Origin of the sequence: Glutamicibacter sp. HZAU, assembly GCF_004100365.1 — a bacterium.
GTDB lineage: Bacteria > Actinomycetota > Actinomycetes > Actinomycetales > Micrococcaceae > Glutamicibacter > Glutamicibacter nicotianae.
The window spans coordinates 98,781-118,790 of record NZ_SCKZ01000001.1; the positions used below are offsets into that span (position 1 = coordinate 98,781).

Genomic DNA, 20,010 nt, shown 5'->3' on the forward strand with positions numbered 1-20,010 from the left:
TGGGGCATCTGCGGGCAAGGGGCGTAAACTTGGATACCGGGAAACCACTTACCTCGCGTGAAAGAATCATCTAATGCAACGCACCATGTTCAAGTCCAAGATCCACCGGGCGACTGTCACCCAGGCTGACCTGCACTACGTAGGCTCGGTCACCGTTGACTCCGAGCTGCTCGAAGCCTCGGATATCCTGCCCGGTGAACTGGTCAGCATCGTCGACATCACCAACGGCGCTCGCCTGGAAACCTACACCATTGCCGGCGAGCCTGGCAGCGGGGTTATCGGCATCAACGGCGCGGCCGCGCACCTGGTGCACCCGGGGGATCTGGTCATCCTGATCAGCTACGCGCAGATGGAAGATGCCGAGGCGCGCAGCTACGTGCCCAGCGTGGTGCATGTGGATGCCGATAACCGGATCATCCACCTGGGTGATGACCCTGCCGAGGCAGTGGGCGACGGGGTGCAGACCCCGCCGCACGCACTGCTGAACAGCAAGTAATCCAGCTTCACAAGGCCAGCCGGCGCGCAAGATATTGCGCAGTCCGGCTGGCCTTGTTGTGCGCCACCTGCGTCGGGGTCCCCTCGGCAACAATGCGCCCGCCGCCATCTCCGCCGGCAGGTCCCATGTCAATCACCCAGTCGCTGGCGGCCACCACATCCATCTGGTGCTCCACCACGATGACGGTATTGCCCTGGTCGACCAGCTGCTGCAGCTGCGATACCAGCAGCTGCACATCGGCAGGGTGCAACCCGGTGGTCGGCTCGTCGAGCAGGTAGAGCGTGTGCCCGCGGCGCTGCCGCTGCAGCTCGGTGGCCAGCTTGATGCGCTGGGCTTCGCCGCCTGACATTTCGGTGGCTGGCTGGCCCAGCTGCAGATAGCCGAGCCCCACCTCGCACAGGGTAGCCAGCGCCCGTGCCGCTGCAGGAATCCCGGAGAGGAATTCCTCGGCTTCGCTCACATCCAGCTGCAGTACCTGGGCAATGTTCTTGCCCCGGTATTCGACCTCAAGGGTCTGCTCGTTGTACCGGGCTCCGTGGCATTCGGGGCAAGGCCCATAGGTCCCGGGCAGGAAGAGCAGCTCGATTTCCAGATAGCCTTCGCCCTGGCAGGTTTCGCAGCGCCCGCCGGCGACATTGAAGGAGAACCGGCCGGCGTTGTAGCCGCGTTCTCTTGACAGCGGCAGCTCGGCGAACGCCTTGCGGACCACATCGAACAGGCCCGTGTAGGTGGCGACATTGGATCTCGGGGTGCGTCCGATGGGTTTCTGGTCCATCAGCACCACCCGGCTGAGCTGCTGCGCCCCGGTCACCTCGGCGATCACCGCGCGCTCGGCGGCCATCTCAAGCTCTTCCGGTTCGGCCACTACGGGGCCACCGGCAGCCTGGGCCAGAGCCCCGCAGACCAGGCTGGACTTTCCGGAGCCGGATACACCGGTGACCGCGCAGAAGACTCCCAGCGGGAATTCTGCATCCACTCCCGCGAGGTTGTGCAGTTCCACTCCGTGCAGGCGCACCCATCCATCCGGTTCGCGCGGCTCGCGCCGCGGCGCCGGCCCCGGATCCAGGAAGCGCCGGGTCACGGATGCTTCGATTCCGGACAGGCCGGAGACTTCCCCGCTGTAGAGCACCTGCCCGCCGTTGCTGCCCGCACCCGGACCGACGTCGACAATCCACTGGGCGCGGCGGACCACATCCATGTTGTGCTCCACCACGAACACCGAGTTGCCCTCGGCCTTGAGCGCATCGAGCACCTCGATCAGCGGCTGCACATCGGCCGGGTGCAGCCCCGCCGATGGCTCATCGAGCACATAGATGACACCGAACAAGCCTGCGCGCAGCTGGGTGGCAATGCGCAAGCGCTGCATCTCCCCCGGCGACAGCGTCGGTGTGGCACGGTCCAGGCTCAGGTAGCCCAGCCCGAGCTCCACCAGCACCTCGATCCTGCCCAGCAGGTCGGCGCTGATGGTGCTTACCACTTCGGCCTGCGCTTCTGCCTGAGCCTGAACCGCGAAGGGGCGCAAGAGCTCGGCAAGGGAACTGAGCGGCTTGCTGTTGAACTGCGCAATATCCAGGCCGCCAAAGGCGACCTTCAGGGCGTCGGGGCGGAAGCCCGTCCCCGAGCATTCGGGGCAATCCTGCGTATGCATGAAGGCCAGTGCCTTGGCGCGCAGGTTTTCGCTTTTAGAGGTCGCGACCGTGTGCCTCACGTAGCGTTCGGCACTCCAGAACCGGCCCTTGTAGGGTTTGGCCACGCGGTCGCGTTCCGGGGTCACTTCCACCACCGGCTGTTCCTCGGTGAACAGCAGCCACTGCCTGGCCTCGGCGGGCAACTGCTGGAACGGGATGTCGATGTCGTAGCCAAGGTGCGTGGTGATGTCCCGCAGGTTCTTTCCTTGCCAGGCCCCCGGCCAGGCGGCGATTGCCCCGTCCCTGATGCTCAGCGATGGATCTGGAACCAGCGATGCCTCGCTGACCGAATGCACGGTCCCAGCGCCGTGGCATTGCGCGCAGGCGCCCACCGCGGTGTTGGTGGAAAAGGCGTCAGAATCAAGGCGTTCTGCCCCGTCCGGGTAGTCGCCGGCGCGCGAGAACAGCATGCGCACCGAGTTGGACAGCGTGGTCAGGGTTCCGACCGTGGACCGCGAACTGGCGGAGCCACGCCGTTGCTGCAGGGCCACGGCCGGTGGAAGTCCGGAGATGAATTCCACCTTGGGCGTGTGCCCCTGGGCGATGAGCCTTCGGGCGTAGGGCGCCACGGACTCCAGGAACCGGCGCTGGGATTCGGCGAAGATCGTGCCGAAGGCCAGGGAGGATTTCCCGGAACCGGAAACCCCGGTGAAGGCGACAATGGCATCGCGCGGGATGCGCACCTCGACATTGTCCAGGTTGTTCTCATTGGCGCCGCGCACATGGATGAATCCGTCGTGCTCGGCAGGTGCCCGGGAGGATGCAAAGCTCTTCATCTTCCCCACACTATGCGCCCGTGCACGCTCGGCTCAATTCGCCGGCCGCTGGCTCACCCTTCGGCCTGGCACTCCGCATCCGGGCAGCCTTGCCAGGTTTTCGAGAAGTATCCGACGATGTCGATGCTGTGATCCAGCGGGTAGTACGCATCGACTTTGCCATGGATGCGCGTTGCCGCCTGCTCGACTGCCAAGTGGAAGAACCGGCAGACTTCCGAGTAGTGCCACACCTGGGCAATCAGGTCGACCAGCTGCTCGTGCGTCAGCGGCCTGCTCAGTTCGTATCCAGCCTCCCCGAAGGCCCGGTACACGATGCTTTCCGTGAGTTCGTGGCCTTTGCCGCAATCGCACCAGGCCAAGCCGCGGCTGGGCATTGACCACACGTCGAAGCTGCTCTCGGCTGAGCTGTCGGTTTCCATCTTGTCCTCCATTGTTCAAGTGTGGATGGGCTCCCCAATGTACTGGCCGTGGCCTACAGTTTGGCTCGGTGGATCAAAAGCCTCTTGCCTGCAACGGCTTTGCTTGGCATAGTCATTTTGGGTCGGCAGGTTCGGCCAGCCGACGGATTGAGGCCAAGGAGAACAGTTATGACCGGGCGTTCCCACCCCGATACCAGCGATGGCGCACCGCACCGGCAATGGAATGAGCTGCTGCAGGAGATGCGCGTAATGCAAACCGGCGTGCAGATCCTTGCAGCTTTCCTCGTGGTGCTGCCGTTCCAGGCACGATTCGAGATGCTCAGCCGCACCGACGAAATCGTCTACATCATCCTGCTGGTCGCTGCCACCTTGCTGATTCTGCTGCTGATCACTCCCGTGGCCGTGCACCGCTATTTCTTCGGCCAGCGGCTGAAGCAGCAGACGGTCAGCCTGGGGCATGCCGTCCTCAAGATCGTGGGCATTGGCGTGGGACTGCTGGTCTCGGGCTGCGTCTGGTTTGTGCTGCAGGTTCTTTTCGGCTGGCAGATCGGGGCGTGGGTCGGCGGGCCGCTGATCCTGGTGGCCTTGTTCCTGCTCTTGGCGCTGCCGCGAATCCTGATCCCGGACCATGCACAGGACAAATCAGGGACGTGAGTTTCCGCCGGCACGGGCCATTTTCTCGACCCGTCGCAAGACCAGGCGCATCGGGGCATGCCTGATGAACCGCGGGAGAACCCGCGTGGCCACCCTGGCAACAGCGATCACCCGGGCGTTGCGCTTCGCGGCCCGTGCGGTGAGGCGATAGCCGAAGTCCTCGCGCACCGAGGCCGGCAGCTGCGCGATGGTCACGTCCCGCATCAGCGGCATGCCGATCCGGATCCACCACGGGGCGTTGCGGGCTTCGAAAAGCTCGCGGGCCAGCTCCCGGGACTGCTCGGTGACGTGCAGCGTGGCCAGGTTCCGCGCAAGGTATTCATCGAATCGGCTCAGGTCCTTGGGCCAGCAGCCTCCCGGCATCTGCAGGGCATCGCCGAGCCGCGCGTACTGCGAGTAGAGCTCTTCTTGCTCGTCCTTGCTTTCTTCGAGGATCTGGCCGGCTATGGTGCGGGCCGAATCATAGAGCGTAGCCGCTACCCACAATTGCAGTTTGGGATCCAGCGCTGAATAGGCAGGCATGCCGTTCGAGCGCGTTCCGCGCACGGGCCGATGCGCCGCGTTGACGTAATCGATGATGGCGCGCTGCTGTGCTGCCGTGCCGTTGCTCAGCGCATAGATGTAGCCGAGGGTATGGACCAGGCGGCTCAGCGGGTTGGCCGCGAAGCCCGAGTGCTCGGCAATGGCCCGTCCAATCTGCGGGTGGGCCAGCTGGAGCAGGATGGCGCGGCCGGCTCCGAGCAGCAGCCCGGCTTCCGGCGCGATCCGGGAAAACAGCTCGCGATTTTCTCCGGACTGGTTCCTGTGCTCCATGGCTCCATTCTAGGCAGCCGCTATGACGCGAAAAGCCGGTGCCCGCTTACGGCGGGCACCGGCTCACGGCTGGCTGGTCAGAAAGCTACACCGCAGTGCAGAATCACGTTGGCGTACGGGGTAGCCTCGCCGGTGCGCACGATGACCTTGGCCTGGGGCAGCTGCGCTTTGAGCTCTTCATGGGAGATGAACTGGGGATCCAGGCCCTTTCTGCGGCACAGTTCCTGGACCGGGCCATTCTCCGCTTCAGCGGCCAAGGTGCTGTTCTCGACCACCAGGTTCCGGGCCAGGACATCGAGCACCTGCTCGAAGCTGAGCATCCCCTGGACCAGCGCCAGGTCGAGGATCTGCGGGCCGTGAGGCAACGGCAGGCCGCAGTCCGCGATCACCACGGTGTCGGTGTGCCCGCAGGTGGCCAAGGCGGCCAGCAGCGGGGCGTTGAGAATTTCGGATTTCAGCACAGAGGCTTCCTTAGGTCTTGCTCGAAAAAGGGGGCTTAGAGGTTCTGCAGCGACCGCGGATAGGAAGCCTGGGCTCCGTGCGCCTGCACCGTCAAAGCCGCGAACTTGCCGGCGAATTCCGCGGCCTGCGCCAAGTCGTCCCCATTGGCCAGGCGGGCGGCCAGCGCACCGGTGAACGCGTCGCCGGCACCGGTGGTGTCCACCGCCTTGACCTTCACCGCGGGCAGCGCGCGGACCTGCGCTCCGCCGTTTTCCAAGGGGGCGCGGTCGGCGACCAGGCAGCCGTTGGCGCCGAGGGTGATCACCACGCTGTCGATGCCTTCGTCCACCAGCATCCCGGCGAGGCGCTCGTAATGGTTTTCGAACTTGATTTTCCGGTCCGGGTTCAGCTGCTGCAGCACGGCCTCTGCCTCATGCTCGTTGACCACCAGCGGGTTGGCCTTGAGCAGGTACTCGCGGTCCAATTCGATCACCGGCGCCAGGTTGAGCACGATGCGGTCCGTAGCGGCATCCATGGCTGCCTTGATGCCCGAGGCCGGGATCTCCCCCTGCAGCACCAGGATGCCATCGATGCTCCCGGCAGCCTGCACGGCTTGGCCGGTGACCGTCGAGTTGGCTCCGGAGACCACGGCAATGGAGTTCTCCGCGCCGGAGTCCACCTGGATGATGGCGACACCCGTCGGCTCGCTGGCGCGGGTGACGCGATCGAGCTTCACTCCGGCTTCCGCAAGCTGTCCCAGCGCGATGTCGGCGTGCGAGTCGTTGCCGACCGCGCCGATGAATTCCGTGGCGGCGCCAGCCAGGGCCGCGGCCAGCGCCTGGTTGGCGCCCTTGCCGCCGGGCGAGAGCTGGTAGGAATCAGCCAGCACGGTTTCACCCGGGCCGGGCAGGCGGGCCATCAACGCGGTGATGTCCACGTTGCTTGAGCCCACAATGGTGACCTGGATGTGCTGCTGCATGGTTATTCCCCTGGTTCTCGTTGCCCGGCGGCCGATGGGTGCCGGTGTCCTGCTTGATTCCTGCTCTGAAAGCAGATTACTCGCCTGCGTACTCGGCGATGTTCTTCTCGTCGACGGTGTCAACGGCAACCTGCACGTTGGCTTCGACTTCCTCGCCCTTGATGGCCTTGGCCAGGATCTGCACCGACTGCTTGCCCAGCTCGGCAGGGTTCTGCGCGATGGTGGCAACCAGGGTGCCGTCCTCGACAGCCTTGAAGCCGTCTTCGGTGCCGTCGAAGCCGACCACCTTGACATCCTTGCCGGCCTTGTCGCCCAGCGCCTGGATGGCGCCCAGGGCCATTTCGTCGTTCATCGCCAGGATGCCGGTGGCATCCGGGTTGGCCTGCATCAGGTTGGTCACCACGTCCAGGGCTTCGGCACGGTCGAAGTTGGCGGTCTGCGAGGAGACGACCTCGATGTCCTTGTACTCGGCCAGGCCCTTGTCGAAGCCTTCGCCGCGCTCGTTGGTTGCCGAGGCGCCGGGAACGCCTTCGAGCACGATGATCTTGCCCTTGCCGCCCAGCGACTCGGCCAGCGCCTTGGCTGCCTGCTCGCCGCCGGCCACGTTGTCCGAGGCCACGAAGGAGGCGATCTTGGTGTCGCCCACGGCGCGGTCCACGGCAACGATTGGCAGGCCGGCCTCGACAACCGGGGCCAGGCCGGCTTCGGCGGTTTCGGTGTCCACTGCGTTGATGATCAGGCCGGCGGAGCCGTTGGTTGCCGCAGTGGCCAGCTGGTTGGCCTGGGTTGCGGAGTCGTTCTGCGCGTCGACCACCGACAGGTCGATGCCCTGGGCTTCGGCCTCGGCTTCGGCGCCATCGCGCAGGTCGACGAAGAACGGGTTGTTCAGGGTGGACACTGCCAAGGTGGCCGAGCCGGCTTCGGCTTCGGTGCCGCGGTTGCAGGCGGCGGTGCCCAGCACCAGGGCCAGGCCGACGGTGACGGCTGCGGTCTTGCGCAGGATGTTCTTCATGGGGGGTTCTCCTTTGAACTGCTGTTGGATTATCGGGTTCGGGGTGGAAAATCTAGTGCTTGACGTTCTTGCGGCGCAGCACGTCGAAGCCGACGGCGATCGCGATCACGGCGCCGATGACTACCTGCTGCCAGAAGGCGGAGACCGAGAGCAGGTTCAGGCCGTTGCGGATCACGGCCAGCACCAGCGCGCCGATCAGGGTGCCGGAGATGCGGCCGACGCCGCCGGAGAGCGAGGCGCCGCCGATCACCACTGCGGCGATGGCATCCAGCTCGTAGCCGGAGGCCAGGGTCGGCTGGGCGGAGTCCAGGCGGCCGGCCAGGATCATGCCCGACAGCGCGGCGAATACGCCGGAGATCACGAATACGGTGACCAGCACGCGCTTGACCGGGATGCCGGAGAGGCGCGCGGCTTCGGTGTTGCCGCCTACTGCGAAGGCGTTCTTGCCGATGACGGTGCGGTTGAGCACGAAGGCGGCGAGCAGGCCGGAGACCACCAGGATCACGATCGGCATCGGGATCGGGCCGAGGTCATCGCCCAGCCAGGACACCGAGGAGCTGGTGGAGATCGGACGGCCGTCGGAGATCACCAGGGTCAGCCCGCGCACCACGGTCAGCATCGCCAGCGAGGCGATGAAGGTGGGCAGCTTGCCGTAGGCGCTCATCGCGCCGGTGACCCAGCCGCACAGCGCGCCGACGGCCAGGCCGATCGGGATGGACAGCCCGTCGGGCAGCCCGGCGGTGGTGATCGCGTAGGAGGAGCCCATCGCCGAGAGCGCGGCGACCGAGCCGACGGACAGGTCGATACCGGCGGCGACGATCACGAAGGTCATGCCGAAGGCCATCACCGCGATGGTGGAGACCTGGATGCCGATGTTCAGCAGGTTCGGCCCGGTCAAGAAGCGCGGGGTGGCGATGAACAGGGCCAGGCAGAGGATGACCAGGCCCACCAAGGCTCCGTTATTGGCAAGGAATGCCTTGATGTCGAACCCCTTCTTCGGGGCAGTAGCTACGCTGCTCATTACTTGGTTCCCATTTCTTCTTCGCGGTGCACATTGCTGACGGCCAGGGACATGATGGCGTCCTGGGTGGCTTCTTCGGTGGCCAGTTCCCCGGCGATGCGTCCCTGGCTCATCACCAGGACGCGGTCGGACATGCCCAGCACTTCGGGCAGTTCGCTGGAGGCCATCAGGACGCAGCCTCCGGAGGCGGTGATCTCATTGATCAGTTCATAGATTTCGACCTTCGCGCCCACGTCCACGCCGCGGGTCGGCTCGTCGAGCAGCAGCACCTTGGCTCCTGCGGTGAACCAGCGGCCGAATACCGCCTTCTGCTGGTTGCCGCCCGAAAGCGACCGGATCGGCGCATCGATGCTGCCCATGCGGATGCGCAGGCGTTCGGCGACCTGCTGCGCGCGGGCCTTCTGTCCCTTGCGGTCCACCAGGCCGCTCTTGGCGGTGGCGGCCATCGTGGCGTAGCCGATGTTCTCGGCCACCGAGGCGTCCAGCACCAGGCCCTGGGTCTTGCGGTCCTCGGGCACATGGCCGATGCCGGCGCGGGTGGCAGCCGCGACATCGAAGCTTGCCAGCTTCTTGCCGTTGACCGCCACGCTGCCGCTGGAGTACTTGTCGGCTCCGGCGATCGCGCGGATCAGCTCGGTGCGCCCGGCACCCATCAGGCCGGCCAGGGCCACCACCTCGCCGGGGCGGACCTCCAGCGAGATGTCCTTGAGCATGCCATCGGACAGGTTCTTCACGCTCAGCAGCGGCTGCTCGCCCGGCTCGGTGGCCACGCGCGGAAACTGGGCGTCGATGTCGCGGCCGACCATGAGCTTGATCAGTTCGTTTTCCTCGGTGCCGGCCGGGACGGTGGCGATGAACTTGCCATCGCGCAAAACGTTCACGAAGTCGCCGATTTCGGCGATCTCATCGAGGTGGTGGCTGATGAACACCATGCCGACGCCCTGCGCCTTCAGCGTGTTGACCACCGAGAACAGGTGCGCGATTTCGGACTTCGTCAAGGCGGCGGTGGGCTCGTCGAGGATCAGCACGCGGGCATCCAGGCTCAGCGCCTTCGCGATTTCCACCAGCTGCTGCTGGGCCAGGCCCAGCTCGCCCACCGGCGTATCCACATCCAGCTTCAACCCGAGCTTGTCCATCGCGTCGCGGGCGATCTGGCGCATGGCGCGGCGGTTGATGATGCCGAACTTGCGCGGCACGCGGCCCAGGGTGATGTTCTCGGCAATGGTCATCGACGGCACCAGGTTCAGTTCCTGGTGGATGGTGGCGATGCCCAAAGCCTCGGAAGCCTTGGTGTTGGGGATCTTCACGGCCTTGCCTTCCATCAGGATCCGGCCGGCATCCGGCTCGTGCACCCCGGCGATCATCTTGATCAGCGTGGACTTGCCAGCGCCGTTCTCGCCGAGCAGCACACACACCTTGCCCGCGTGCACCTCGACGGTGACCTCGTCGATCACCTGTACCGGGCCGAAGGACTTGCAGACCTTGTCCAGGACCAGCAGAGCGTCATTACCCATTCTCGTTCCTTCCATCCTCACCTATGCGCCGGTGGCTGCTTGCGTTGGGGCCAGCGACTCACGGGCGGTGAATCGGCTGATGAATTCTTGGGGTTCCGGGCTCTTGCCGGCCATCACTTCCTGCAGCGCGGCGACCGCGGCGCGGCCCATGCTGGTCAGGTCGTGGCTGATCGTGGCAATCGGCGGATCGTGCATGAGCATCGCGTCCACCTCGTCGAAGGCGATCACCGAAAGCTGCTTCCCGATCCGGATGCCGGCTTCGCGCCACACGGTCAGCGCGCCAATGGCCATCGGCGCATCGGCGATGACTACCGCGGTTGGCTGCAGTTCATGCTCCAGCAGCCAGCGGGCGCCATCCGCGCCGGAGGCGGCACGGAAGTCGCCGGCGAAATGCAGGGCGGGATTGATCGCCAGGCCGTTGGCTGCCATCGCCGAGTCGAAGGCGCTGTGGCGTTCGCGGGCGGTGGAGGCGTGGTCCGGGCCACCGAGGAAGGCGATGCTGGTGTGGCCCAGGTGCTTCAGCTGGGCGATGGCTTCTTCCAGGGCACCGGTGCTGGAGGCGGTGATCGATGGGATGCGCTGCTCTGGAAGGGTCCGGTCCACGAAGACCAGCGGGGTTCCCGAGGCGATGATGCGCTGCATCATCGGGCTGGGCCGGTCGGCATCTTCGTCGAGGCCCTGGGGCACGACAATCAGACCGTCGACGCGGCGCGAGAGCATCGCTGCGAGGAATTGGTCCTGCTGCTCGGTGTCCTCGTTGGCGTTGCCGATGAAGGTCATCATTCCCGCCGCGTGCGCCTGCTGCTCGACAGCGTGGGCAAGGTCGGAGAAGTAGGGGTTGCGCACATCGGAGATCAGCAGCGCGATGGTGTCGGTTTTGGTGGAGCGCAGGGAGCGGGCCTGGGCGTTGGGAACGAATCCCAGTTCCTTGGCGACGGCTGCCACCTTTTCCCGGGAAGCGGCCGAGGTGGCGGGGTGGCCTGAGAGAACGCGCGAGGCAGTGGCGGAGGATACTCCGGCTGCAAGTGCCACGTCCTTGATGGTGACGGCGTTCATGGCGATAAGCCCCTTTGCTTACTGTGTAATCGATTCCATGGAATCGATTACACAGTTTTCCGCACAAAGAAAATTAAGTCAATGCACTGCGCTGGCCTGCCAATAATCCCTACCCAGAGACTATATTTTTTCAAGCTGGTGACTAGTTGCTTTAAGTTGCCTCGGGGCTTCAAGGCAAAATGTCGCATAACCAAAGTCACTTCGAGCCAGCAGGCGCGGCGGTCGCTAAGATGGTGCTTGTGTCGGTCAACCAGCTTTCAGATAGCGCGCAGAATTATCTCAAGATCATTTTCGGCCTCACCGAGTGGTCCAGCGATCCGGTCACCGCGAGCATCATTGCCAGCAAGTCGGGAATGAAGCTCTCCACGGTGTCCGGCGCCTTGAGCAAATTGCGCCAGCAGGGCCTGCTCGACCATGCGCCTTATGGAGCCGTGACGCTCACCGAGCTGGGACGCGAGTATGCGCTGACCATGGTCCGCCGCCACCGCCTGATCGAAACTTTCCTGGTACAGATGCTGGGCTACCGCTGGGACCAGGTGCATGACGAGGCCGAGAGCCTGGAACATGCCGTATCCGACTTCATGATCGAACGCATCGACAGCCTGCTGGAGCATCCCACCCGCGATCCGCATGGCGACCCCATCCCGACCGCCGAAGGCCGCATTTCCATTCCGCAGGCTTTCAATTTGGGCGAAGCCGTCGATGATGCCCGGGTGGAGGTCGAGCGCATTGCCGATGATGATTCGCAGCTGCTGCAGTATTTCTCCGATCACCGGATCGTTGTCGGCGCGCTGCTGCAGGTAACGCCCGGCGAGCAGTTCTCCGAGACGGTGAATGTCCAGGTCTGCGCGACTGGGGAAACCTTGCGCTTGGGATCGCGTGCGGCTGCCGCGGTGTGGGTCTCGCGTTCCTCCGAATAGCCTTTTTACGCCCCATGTCATCTACTCAATGACCTGGCGGCATCGTCACCTATCAGCGCCAACAGATAATTTGTCCGTTTCATGGATTACAGTGTTAACTAGCCCTGGATACTGCAATGTACAAGTTTTACATGGGGGTGCATTGCAGCATCCTTGGCCATCCATCACTTCGCGTTTCATTTGAAAGACTCCGCCTTGCCTAGAAAACTTTTCGCTGCGCTCTGCGCCGCAGTATTGGTGCTTGCTGGCTGCAGCGCACCGGCAGATCCTCCTGCTCTTCAGAACAATCAGCTCGCACAGGCCGACAGCCTGTTGTCAGCAGACCAGCCGTTGGAAGTGGAACGGGTTGCCACCAGCAGCAAGAAGGTCAAGCCCGGGGCGAAGCTCAACGGCCCGAAAGCCACCGCAATGCTGGGGACCTTGCCGGTGAAGGGCAAGGCGGCCGCCACTGGATACAACCGGAACAAGAAATTCGGCAATGGCTGGAAGGACTTCGACAAGGACAAGTGCGACGAGCGCCAGGACACATTGTCCCGGGACATGTCCAAGGTGAAATTCAAGGACCGCAAGAAGTGCACCGTGGCTTCGGGCACGCTGCATGACAGCTACACCGGCAAGAAGATCAACTGGAAGGTCAAGTCAGGCAGCGTCGACATCGACCACGTGGTCTCCCTGAAGAACGCGTGGATCTCCGGCGGCCAGAAGCTGTCGCAGGCCCAGCGCCAGGCCCTGGCCAATGACCCGCTGAACTTGATGGCGTCCAGCGCCTCGGCAAATCGCCAGAAGGGCGACAAGAACACCGCCGAATGGCTCCCGAAGAACAAGTCCTTCCGCTGCCAGTACGTGGCAACCCAGATCAGCGTCAAGAAGAAGTACGCGCTGTCGGTGACCAAAGCCGAGAAGAATGCCATGGCCAAGGTGCTGAAGAGCTGCCGCAACCAGAAGGCCGCGAAGGTCACCCCGATCAAGCCAGCCGGTTCCAAGCCCAAGGCTTCGCCGAAGAAGGACGTGAAGAAGGCGCCTTCGGTGGTCAAGGGCACCGTGCATCCGGGCGCCTACTGCAAGAAGGCGGATCAGGGTAAGCGCGGCAAGTCCAAGGCCGGCAAGTACTACACCTGCAAAACCGATGCCAACGGCAAGCTGCGCTGGCGAGTCTAGCGACCGATTTCAGGTTCTCGTCTAGCCTGCTGATCCACCAGGCAGTGCGGCCCCACGGGCGGATCCTTTCCCGCCCGTGGGGCCTTCTGCAGTTCGCCTACACTCGGGCGGCCAGCGCTTTGCGCCGTCCCTTGCGGGCCAGGCGGGTGGCGATGAGCCCCTGCTTCGGGCTGAAGAGATAGGCGATTGCGAAGATCATTGCCTGGGCCAGCACCACCATTCCACCGGTTGATGCATCGAGGTAGTAGCTCACGTAGACACCCAGGATTCCGGCACAGGTTGCCAGTACCGGTGCGATCACCAGCATCTTCCCGAAGCGATCGGTCAGCAGGTAGGCCGTGGCGCCGGGAATGATCAGCATGGCGACGACCAGGATGACGCCCACGGCCTGCAGCGCCACCACCGAGGTCATGGCCAACAGCCCCAGGAGCACGGCACCGATCAGCCGCGGGTTCATTCCCAAGGCATGCGCGTGCGTCTGGTCGAAGGCATAGAGCGTGAAGTCCTTGCGCTTGAGCACCAGGATGGCGAAGGTGATCGCGCCAAGCAGCAGAACCTGCCACAGGTCGCTGGCCGAGACTCCCAGCAGGTTGCCGAAGATGATGTGGTTCAGATCCACATGGCTCGGGGTGACCGAGATCAGCACCAGCCCGATGGAGAAGAGCGTGGTGAACACGATGCCGATGGCCGCATCTTCCTTGAGCTTCGTCGTGTCGCGCACTCCCCCGATCAATGCCACCGCGAGGAATCCGAAGACCAGTGCGCCCAGGGCAAAGGGAGCGCCGGCGATGTAGGCCAGCACGACCCCGGGCAAGACGGCATGCGACACCGCGTCGCCCATCAGCGACCAGCCGACGAGCACCAGCCAGCAGGACAGGACCGCGCACAGGGCAGCGGCGATGATGGTCACCAGCAGGGCGCGCACCATGAAGGTGTACCCCAAGGGCTCGGCCAGCAATTCAATGAGGTTCATTCCCCGCCTCGTTTCATGGGGTCCAGGCCAAAGGCCTGGGCCAGGTTCTCCGCTTGCAGCACCACGTCCGGATGCCCGTGCATCAGGACCTTGCGCATCAGCAGCACCGCTTCATCGGCCAGTTCCGGCAGCGCATGCAGGTCGTGGGTGGAGATCAGCACGCTGCCGCCGTCGTCGGCCACCTCGCGCAAGAGCTTGGTGATGGTCGCTTCGCTGCGCTTGTCCACGCCGGCAAAAGGCTCATCGAGCAGCATGATGCTGGCGCCCTGGGCGATGCACCGGGCCACGAACGCGCGTTTCTTCTGGCCTCCGGAGAGCTGGCCGATCTGCCGATCGGCGAAGCTGGACAGCTCCACCCGTTCGAGCGCTTCGTCCACGGCGGCATGGTCCTGCTTCTTGGCGCGCCTGGTCCATCCCATCTGCCCGTAGCGTCCGGTCATCACGACCTCGCGCACCGAGATCGGGAAGCTCCAATCCACGGCCTCGCTCTGCGGCACATAGGCCAACTGGCCGCTTTTCCGTGCCTGCAGCGGGTCGGTGCCGTTGATGCGCACGCTGCCGGTGTCTGGCTTGATCTGCCCCATAATGGTCTTGAACAGTGTCGACTTGCCCGAGCCGTTCATACCGACCAGTCCGCAGACCCGTCCGCGGCCCAGCTGCAATGAGGCGTGGTCCAGGGCCAGCACGGGGCCGTAGTGGACGGTCGCGCCCGTTACGTCGATGGCCAGGGCGGTGCCAGGCTTCGCGTTCATGGTGTTTCGCCTTTCAAAGCACGGGCAATGGTTCTGGTGTCATGCGTGATCAGGTCCAGGTAGCTGGGCACCGGACCGCCGGGTTCGGACAGCGAATCCACGTAGAGCGTTCCGCCGTAGGCGGCATCGGTGGATTCCACGACTCGTTGCATGGCCGCATCGGAGACCGTGGATTCGCAGAAGACCGCGGGAACATCGTTGTCCCTGACATAGTCGATGGCCGCGGCGACCTTGCGCGGCGTGGCCTGCGATTCGGCGTTGACGGCCCACAGGTACTTTTCGGCCATCTTGGCATCGCGCGCCAGGTAGCTGAAGGCTCCCTCGCAGGTCACCAGCACGCGCTGGCGTTCGGGGATTTCCTCCAGCGCCGCCTCGAGCTCGTCATGCACCTCTTGCAGCTTGGCCTGGTAGGCCGCTGCATTCTCCCGGTAGCTGGAGGCATTGGCCGGATCCAGTTCGCTGAAGGCCTCGGCGATGCGGTCCGCATAGATCTTGACGTTCAGCGGGCTCATCCAGGCATGCGGGTTGGGCTTTCCGGCCCCTTCTTCCCGGACGATATCGATCGGCTTGATCCCCCGGCTGGCGGTGGCGTGCGGGGCGTCATTGTCCTCGACGAATTGCTGGAACCAGGCTTCGAGGTTCAAGCCGTTATCGAGGATGAGGTCGGCATGCGAGGCGCGCCGCAAGTCATCCGGTGTCGGCTCGTATCCGTGGATCTCTGCGCCGAGTCGGGTAATCGATTCGACGCGCAAGTGCTCGCCCGCGACGTTCTGGGCGATGTCCTGCAGGACCGTGAAGGTTGTCAGCACTACCGGCCGGTCGTCCGTGCTGGCTGCGGGCTCAGCGCTGGGCTTGGACGCGCAGCCAGCGAGGGCGAGCAGGCAGGCCAGGACTGCGGCCAGCAGCTCCACGCGCTGCCCTGCGCCTGATCGACGCTTGGGAGTTTGCACCATTGCACACCATTCCAATTCTTGCCATGGCGATTAGTTCGCCCCACTCAATCATAATGTTTGATGGGTCGAACATTGCAAGTTCGCGTCGGCAGATTTCGGTGCGGGTGCTGTCTCAGACCCCCAGCAGGGTATTGACCAGACGGGCGGCGGTGCGTGCGGTTCGCCCGTCAATGTCCAATCCCGGGTTCAGTTCCACCACATCGACCAGCGTCAGTTTGCCGCTGCCCGCCAGCATTGCGCAGATCCCGTGGATCACTTCCAGGGGCACCCCGAAACCGGCAGGGGCGCTGACCCCCGGAGCTACCGACGCAGGCAGCACATCGAGATCGATGGTCAGATACAGCTTGTCGATGCCAGCCAGGAAGTCCTCGACGAATCCCAGGACGGCAGGCAATTGCCCTGCCGTGCACTGCTCGTCAAGCAGGTAGCGCACGCGCAAGCTGCGGGCCCGTTCGAAGAGCACCGGAGTATTGTTCGGCTTGCTGATTCCCACTACCGCGTAGTTGAAATCGCGCCCTTCGGCCTGCAGATCCCGCGCGATATCCAAGAACGGCGTGCCGCTGCTCCGGCGCGGTGCGCTGCGCAAATCGAAATGCGCGTCCAGGTTCAAGATGCCCAGCCGGGTTCCCGGCTCGTCCCTGAAATGCTCGAACAGCCCGGTGAATGAACCGTAAGCCGTTTCGTGGCCGCCGCCGAGCACCACTGGCAGCATGCCGTGGGAGAGCAAAGCGCTCACCGACTGAGCCAGCCGCTCTTGCCCCCGTTCAAGCTCGTCGCCCAGCACCTCGATATCGCCAGCATCTACCAGCGGGCGCGGCTGGTGAATGGCCAGCGAGCCCAGGGCGGCGCGCAGCGCCTGCGGACCCTGGGCGGCACCAACTCGGCCTTCGTTGCGCAACACGCCCGCATCAGAGGCGAAACCGAGCAACGCCGCGGGCTTTCGCCCATCGGGGGCGCCAGCAGGCTGGCGGTTCACCTGCTGATGCCATCTCAAATGCTGCTTGCCGGAACCGTCATTGCGTCCGGTCCAGATGGCAGGTTCCCGGTCAACCGCCAGCCGCGGCTTGAAATTCTCCATGCTTCCAGCTGACCAGATGCGTCCCGGACGCGCCACGCCTTCTGCGGTTCTCCGTCTGAAACACCGGACAGAAGATGCTTATCTGGCACTCAGCGCACGGTAGTCCAGCGGCCCCTTCGTGGCCGCATTGCCGTAGACCTCGACATGGATGTGGTCCATGTGCCGGGTAGTGTCGTTCCAGTTGCCGGTGAACTGGTTTCCGTACTTCCCGGAGTCGGAATACGGAGTCCAGCCAGTGGTGGGAAGCCAGATCCGGTCCTGCCAGATCAGGTAATAGATCCCCAGCTGGATTCGGTTATCCAGCAGGAACTGGGCCAATTTATCGCCTTGTGCGACTCGCGTCCGGTTCTTGTAATCGCGGATCATCAGGTCCACGGCCTTTCCGGAGCTATGCCCGGAAGAACCGCTTCGAATGGTGTGAATAGCGCTGACCGTATCGCCGGTCCTCCCCTTCAGCGCGGCAATGACCCGCTGCGCATCGGGTTGCAAGACGCCCGGCTGGCTCTTGGAGAGGTAGGTTTCCCTGACCCAACCGCGTCCCTGGGGCGCGGAGACTTCGGCCCAGCCGGCTTCGCTGCGAAGGAAGGTGGCCTTCTGCCCGGCCGGCAGCACGGCTTTGTTCCGGTGGCTGACTCCCGCGCCGGCCCGGAGATTGACGTTGGCAGTGGTCCAGCGGTATTCGGCCGTCGGGACCGGCGCCGGCTTTGGCGCCTGGGGTTTGCGGGTAGCCAGATAGCCATTGCTGATCCATCCGGTGCCCTTTGTCGTGGATACGCGTGCCCAGCCGTTTGCCGTTCCCAGGATGCTGACCTGCTGGCCCTTGGAGATGACCGCGAGCGATTTATAGCCGGTGGAGTACCCGGAGCGCAGGTGCACGTTGGCAGTCGTCCAGCGCTTGGCAGCCTTCAGCGGCGTGTAGGCCTTGTCCACGAGTACGCTGGATGGAACCCACCCAGTCGTCTTGGCGGTTTTCACCCTCGCCCAGCCGTTCGATGTTCCGTGCAGGGTGAGCTTGGATCCGACTGCCACGGTCCCCAGGGATTTGGCGGTACCCGAAGCGCTGGCGCGCACGGCCGTGCTGGACAGGATCCAGCGTGGTGCCGGGTTGGTGGGCTTATAGGCGGTGCCGGACAGGATGGCGGTTGGCACCCAGCCGATGCCACGGGTGGACTTGACCTGGGACCAGGATCCCCTGGTTGTGTACAAGCCGACTTTTTCGCCCGGCGCTAGGCGTCCAAGGGAAGCCGAGGAGCTGTGATTCGATCGGCGCAGGACGCTGGTGCTGAGCACCCAACGGTTCCCTATCGTCTTGCGTGTTGATACGGGCTGGGCAGACAGCTGCTTGGCAGGCAGCCAGCCGCGTTCCCCGGCTGAAATTACGTAGCTCCACGAGCCAGAGGTGCGCAGCCACTCGACTTTGGCGCCCGCCGGAATACTTGCCACGCGTGCCGCCTTGGACGAGGTGGACTTCCGCAGGACCTGGGCAGTTTTCGCATACCGGTACACGGGTGCCGGCATTGAGCTGGACAGCTGGCTTGCAGGCACGAAACCGATGACTTTGCCGATCTTGATCCGGCTCCAGGATCCAGTTGCGCCCAGGCGCTGGACCTTGGTTTTGCGCATGGCTCCGGTCACGGGCGGGGAGGCGGACGTCGCCTTCTTGCGGACCGGCTGGAAGGAAAGCAGATAGCGGGTGGCGGAGCTCTTGGGCTTCGCCGGCGCGGCGGGCGTCGTCAGGTACTTTGCCGAGACCCAGCCGGCCTTCTTCTTGTAGGTAGTTTGCACCCACCCCGAGGAACCCCCGGATGCAAGAACCTTGGCGCCCTTGGGAATGACCAGCAGCGACGCGGAGTGGACCGATGGCGATTTGCGCAGATTCAGGTTGGCAGTGGTCTGCTTGGCGACTGCCGCAGGAGCTTCAGCAAGCTGGGCGACGCCGGCCGGAGCCTGCATTGATGCGCTGGCACCAGCTGCGGTGCCAAAAGCCAGAAGCAGGGCCAGCAGCAGGCCCAGGACGCGATTCGAATATTTCAATGTGGGTGCTTTCGAGCAAGGGCAATCTGCCGTTTCCTGCGGTCAGCAGAAGTGCAAGGCATTCCGCTGTGGGCGGCGATAAAGCGATCGCCAAGAAAATCATGGCACAGCAACGGCGATTTCGCCCTGCCGTGATTCGAAGAAACTAGCTCGCCTTGGACATGACGAAAGCCGTGACGGATCCCGGCTCGATTTCGGTTCGTCCAGCGTCCTGGATGACCGGCCCGGCGGCCTGCCGAGACAACTGCTCGAAATCCTTGCGCGGCAGATGCCTGATGCCTACCGGCGCATGGGATTGCAGCCACGCTTCCACAGATTCCGCAGGGGCCTCGGTCAGCCATGCGAACAGCGCGTGCGCCGCCTGCGCGGCTGCCTTGCCGGTGGACATGTCCAAGGACTTGTTCAGCACGATATTGATCTTCGCGTCCAGAACCTCATCGGCCTTGGGCAGCTGCGTGCCGGAGACCTGGAGCTTGGCGATCAGCTTCGGCAAGTCGGCGGCCGGCAATGGGGGCAGGCCGACGGCTTGGGCCTTGCCCACTTCGCTGACCATTTGCCCGGGGAACATCTCCAGCACCTTGGCGAACATCTTGGGATTGGCCCGGCGCACCGACTTGGCGAATGCCTGCGAAGCCCACTGCTGCCAATCCGGGTTCTGCGGATCTTGCAGATAGGCAATCACGGCTGCGCGCGCCACCGCGGAGAGGCCCTCGTCCTCGCTCGACGGATCCTCCTTGTCGATTCGCAGGATGATGGGCTGTACCAGTTCCCCGGGGTCGCGATCGCGCAGTTCAGTCATGGCTTTATTCTATGGCGAATGAGAGAACCGATTTTTAGGACTGCACGGCTTCAGTTTGCAACTTTAATACTATGCACTGAGGAAGGTCACCGTGATGCGCGCCGGGATCTGCGCGTACACCGCGTGAAGGACGTTGGCTTCAACGAAGATGCTACCCCCAACAGCCAACGGGAACTTGCGTCCTTCCACCGTGAACTCGATTTCCCCTTCAATGACAGAAACGATGATCGGGGTGCGCGCTACGTGCTCTTTCAGCTCAACATTCGAGTCGAAAGCTATCTCCGTAATCTGCGCTTTCTCGCCGGCAAAAATTCTCTTGGCTGAATACTTGCCTGGCTTGATTGGGTTGCGCTCCGCGTTGCCCGCCGCTGACAGCGAAATCAGCTCAGATTGTCCGTCCTTATTATTTTCAGTCAATGCAATTCCCGCTTTCCGGTGCTTTTGAATCCACGTCGAATTAACTACCAGCATGCT

The 20,010-nt window shown here is 64.0% G+C and carries 20 protein-coding genes; 4 read left to right on the top strand and 16 right to left on the bottom strand.

Features of this window, described 5'->3' with window-relative positions; genetic code table 11:
* Positions 1–73 precede the first annotated feature (73 nt).
* On the top strand, positions 74–496 hold the full coding sequence (panD, locus tag EKH49_RS00450) for an aspartate 1-decarboxylase (protein WP_128469174.1): 423 nt from the start codon (positions 74–76) through the stop codon (positions 494–496).
* Positions 497–503: 7 nt separating this feature from the next.
* Here the strand turns inward: panD and EKH49_RS00455 are convergent, their stop codons facing one another.
* Together EKH49_RS00455 and EKH49_RS00460 are read right to left on the bottom strand one after the other, a co-directional pair.
* Positions 504–2,960, bottom strand: a complete 2,457-nt coding sequence (locus EKH49_RS00455) for an excinuclease ABC subunit UvrA (protein ID WP_128469175.1) — start codon at positions 2,958–2,960, stop codon at positions 504–506.
* A 53-nt stretch (positions 2,961–3,013) separates the two neighbouring features.
* Positions 3,014–3,379 (bottom strand): hypothetical protein, encoded by a 366-nt coding sequence (locus EKH49_RS00460; protein ID WP_128469176.1) that lies wholly within the window; start codon positions 3,377–3,379, stop codon positions 3,014–3,016.
* A 168-nt stretch (positions 3,380–3,547) separates the two neighbouring features.
* Between EKH49_RS00460 and EKH49_RS00465 the strand changes: the two genes are divergently transcribed.
* Positions 3,548–4,033, top strand: a complete 486-nt coding sequence (locus EKH49_RS00465) for a DUF6328 family protein (protein ID WP_128469177.1) — start codon at positions 3,548–3,550, stop codon at positions 4,031–4,033.
* Here the strand turns inward: EKH49_RS00465 and EKH49_RS00470 are convergent.
* The 7 genes from EKH49_RS00470 to EKH49_RS00500 form a co-directional block, all read right to left on the bottom strand.
* A complete protein-coding gene (locus EKH49_RS00470) occupies positions 4,022–4,846 on the bottom strand; it encodes an oxygenase MpaB family protein (protein ID WP_128469178.1) in 825 nt (274 codons plus the stop codon). The two genes, EKH49_RS00465 and EKH49_RS00470, sit on opposite strands and share 12 nt — an antisense overlap.
* 77 nt (positions 4,847–4,923) lie before the next feature.
* Positions 4,924–5,307 carry a D-ribose pyranase gene (gene rbsD / locus EKH49_RS00475; RefSeq protein ID WP_128469179.1) on the bottom strand — a complete coding sequence of 128 codons (384 nt, stop codon included), beginning with the start codon at positions 5,305–5,307 and terminating at the stop codon, positions 4,924–4,926.
* 35 nt (positions 5,308–5,342) lie between these two features.
* Complete coding sequence (locus EKH49_RS00480; RefSeq protein ID WP_128469180.1) at positions 5,343–6,266, bottom strand: ribokinase; 924 nt, start codon at positions 6,264–6,266, stop codon at positions 5,343–5,345.
* Positions 6,267–6,342: 76 nt separating this feature from the next.
* Positions 6,343–7,278: a substrate-binding domain-containing protein gene (locus tag EKH49_RS00485; protein WP_128469181.1), complete on the bottom strand. Its 936-nt coding sequence runs from the start codon at positions 7,276–7,278 to the stop codon at positions 6,343–6,345.
* Between the two features lie 52 nt (positions 7,279–7,330).
* The gene (locus EKH49_RS00490) at positions 7,331–8,299 is read right to left on the bottom strand and encodes an ABC transporter permease (RefSeq protein WP_128469182.1); all 969 of its coding nucleotides are present in this window, start codon (positions 8,297–8,299) and stop codon (positions 7,331–7,333) included.
* Positions 8,299–9,813: a sugar ABC transporter ATP-binding protein gene (locus EKH49_RS00495; RefSeq protein WP_128469183.1), complete on the bottom strand. Its 1,515-nt coding sequence runs from the start codon at positions 9,811–9,813 to the stop codon at positions 8,299–8,301. Before EKH49_RS00495 ends, EKH49_RS00490 begins: the two co-directional genes overlap by 1 nt.
* A 21-nt stretch (positions 9,814–9,834) precedes the next feature.
* On the bottom strand, positions 9,835–10,869 hold the full coding sequence (locus tag EKH49_RS00500) for a LacI family DNA-binding transcriptional regulator (RefSeq protein WP_128469184.1): 1,035 nt from the start codon (positions 10,867–10,869) through the stop codon (positions 9,835–9,837).
* A 239-nt stretch (positions 10,870–11,108) separates the two neighbouring features.
* On the opposite strand from EKH49_RS00500, the gene EKH49_RS00505 reads away from it, so the two are divergent.
* The gene (locus tag EKH49_RS00505) at positions 11,109–11,789 is read left to right on the top strand and encodes a metal-dependent transcriptional regulator (protein WP_128469575.1); all 681 of its coding nucleotides are present in this window, start codon (positions 11,109–11,111) and stop codon (positions 11,787–11,789) included.
* Between the two features lie 195 nt (positions 11,790–11,984).
* Positions 11,985–12,947, top strand: a complete 963-nt coding sequence (locus EKH49_RS00510; RefSeq protein ID WP_128469185.1) for an HNH endonuclease family protein — start codon at positions 11,985–11,987, stop codon at positions 12,945–12,947.
* A gap of 97 nt (positions 12,948–13,044) precedes the next feature.
* On the opposite strand, the gene EKH49_RS00515 is transcribed toward EKH49_RS00510, so the two are convergent.
* The 7 genes from EKH49_RS00515 to EKH49_RS00545 all read right to left on the bottom strand — a co-directional run bounded on the left by EKH49_RS00515 (position 13,045) and on the right by EKH49_RS00545 (position 20,007).
* Positions 13,045–13,920: a metal ABC transporter permease gene (locus tag EKH49_RS00515; RefSeq protein WP_128469186.1), complete on the bottom strand. Its 876-nt coding sequence runs from the start codon at positions 13,918–13,920 to the stop codon at positions 13,045–13,047.
* Entirely contained in the window at positions 13,917–14,672 is a 756-nt protein-coding gene (locus tag EKH49_RS00520; protein ID WP_128469187.1) for a metal ABC transporter ATP-binding protein, read from the bottom strand. Before EKH49_RS00520 ends, EKH49_RS00515 begins: the two co-directional genes overlap by 4 nt.
* Positions 14,669–15,625: a metal ABC transporter substrate-binding protein gene (locus tag EKH49_RS00525; RefSeq protein WP_128469188.1), complete on the bottom strand. Its 957-nt coding sequence runs from the start codon at positions 15,623–15,625 to the stop codon at positions 14,669–14,671. The genes EKH49_RS00520 and EKH49_RS00525 overlap by 4 nt, the downstream gene beginning before the upstream one ends.
* Positions 15,626–15,737: 112 nt before the next feature.
* Positions 15,738–16,703, bottom strand: a complete 966-nt coding sequence (gene hutG / locus EKH49_RS00530; RefSeq protein ID WP_128469189.1) for a formimidoylglutamase — start codon at positions 16,701–16,703, stop codon at positions 15,738–15,740.
* Between the two features lie 78 nt (positions 16,704–16,781).
* Complete coding sequence (locus EKH49_RS00535; protein WP_128469190.1) at positions 16,782–18,737, bottom strand: SH3 domain-containing protein; 1,956 nt, start codon at positions 18,735–18,737, stop codon at positions 16,782–16,784.
* A 145-nt stretch (positions 18,738–18,882) separates the two neighbouring features.
* A complete protein-coding gene (locus EKH49_RS00540) occupies positions 18,883–19,536 on the bottom strand; it encodes a peptidyl-tRNA hydrolase (RefSeq protein ID WP_128469191.1) in 654 nt (217 codons plus the stop codon).
* Positions 19,537–19,605: 69 nt separating this feature from the next.
* Positions 19,606–20,007: a cupin domain-containing protein gene (locus EKH49_RS00545; RefSeq protein ID WP_128469192.1), complete on the bottom strand. Its 402-nt coding sequence runs from the start codon at positions 20,005–20,007 to the stop codon at positions 19,606–19,608.
* Positions 20,008–20,010 lie beyond the last annotated feature (3 nt).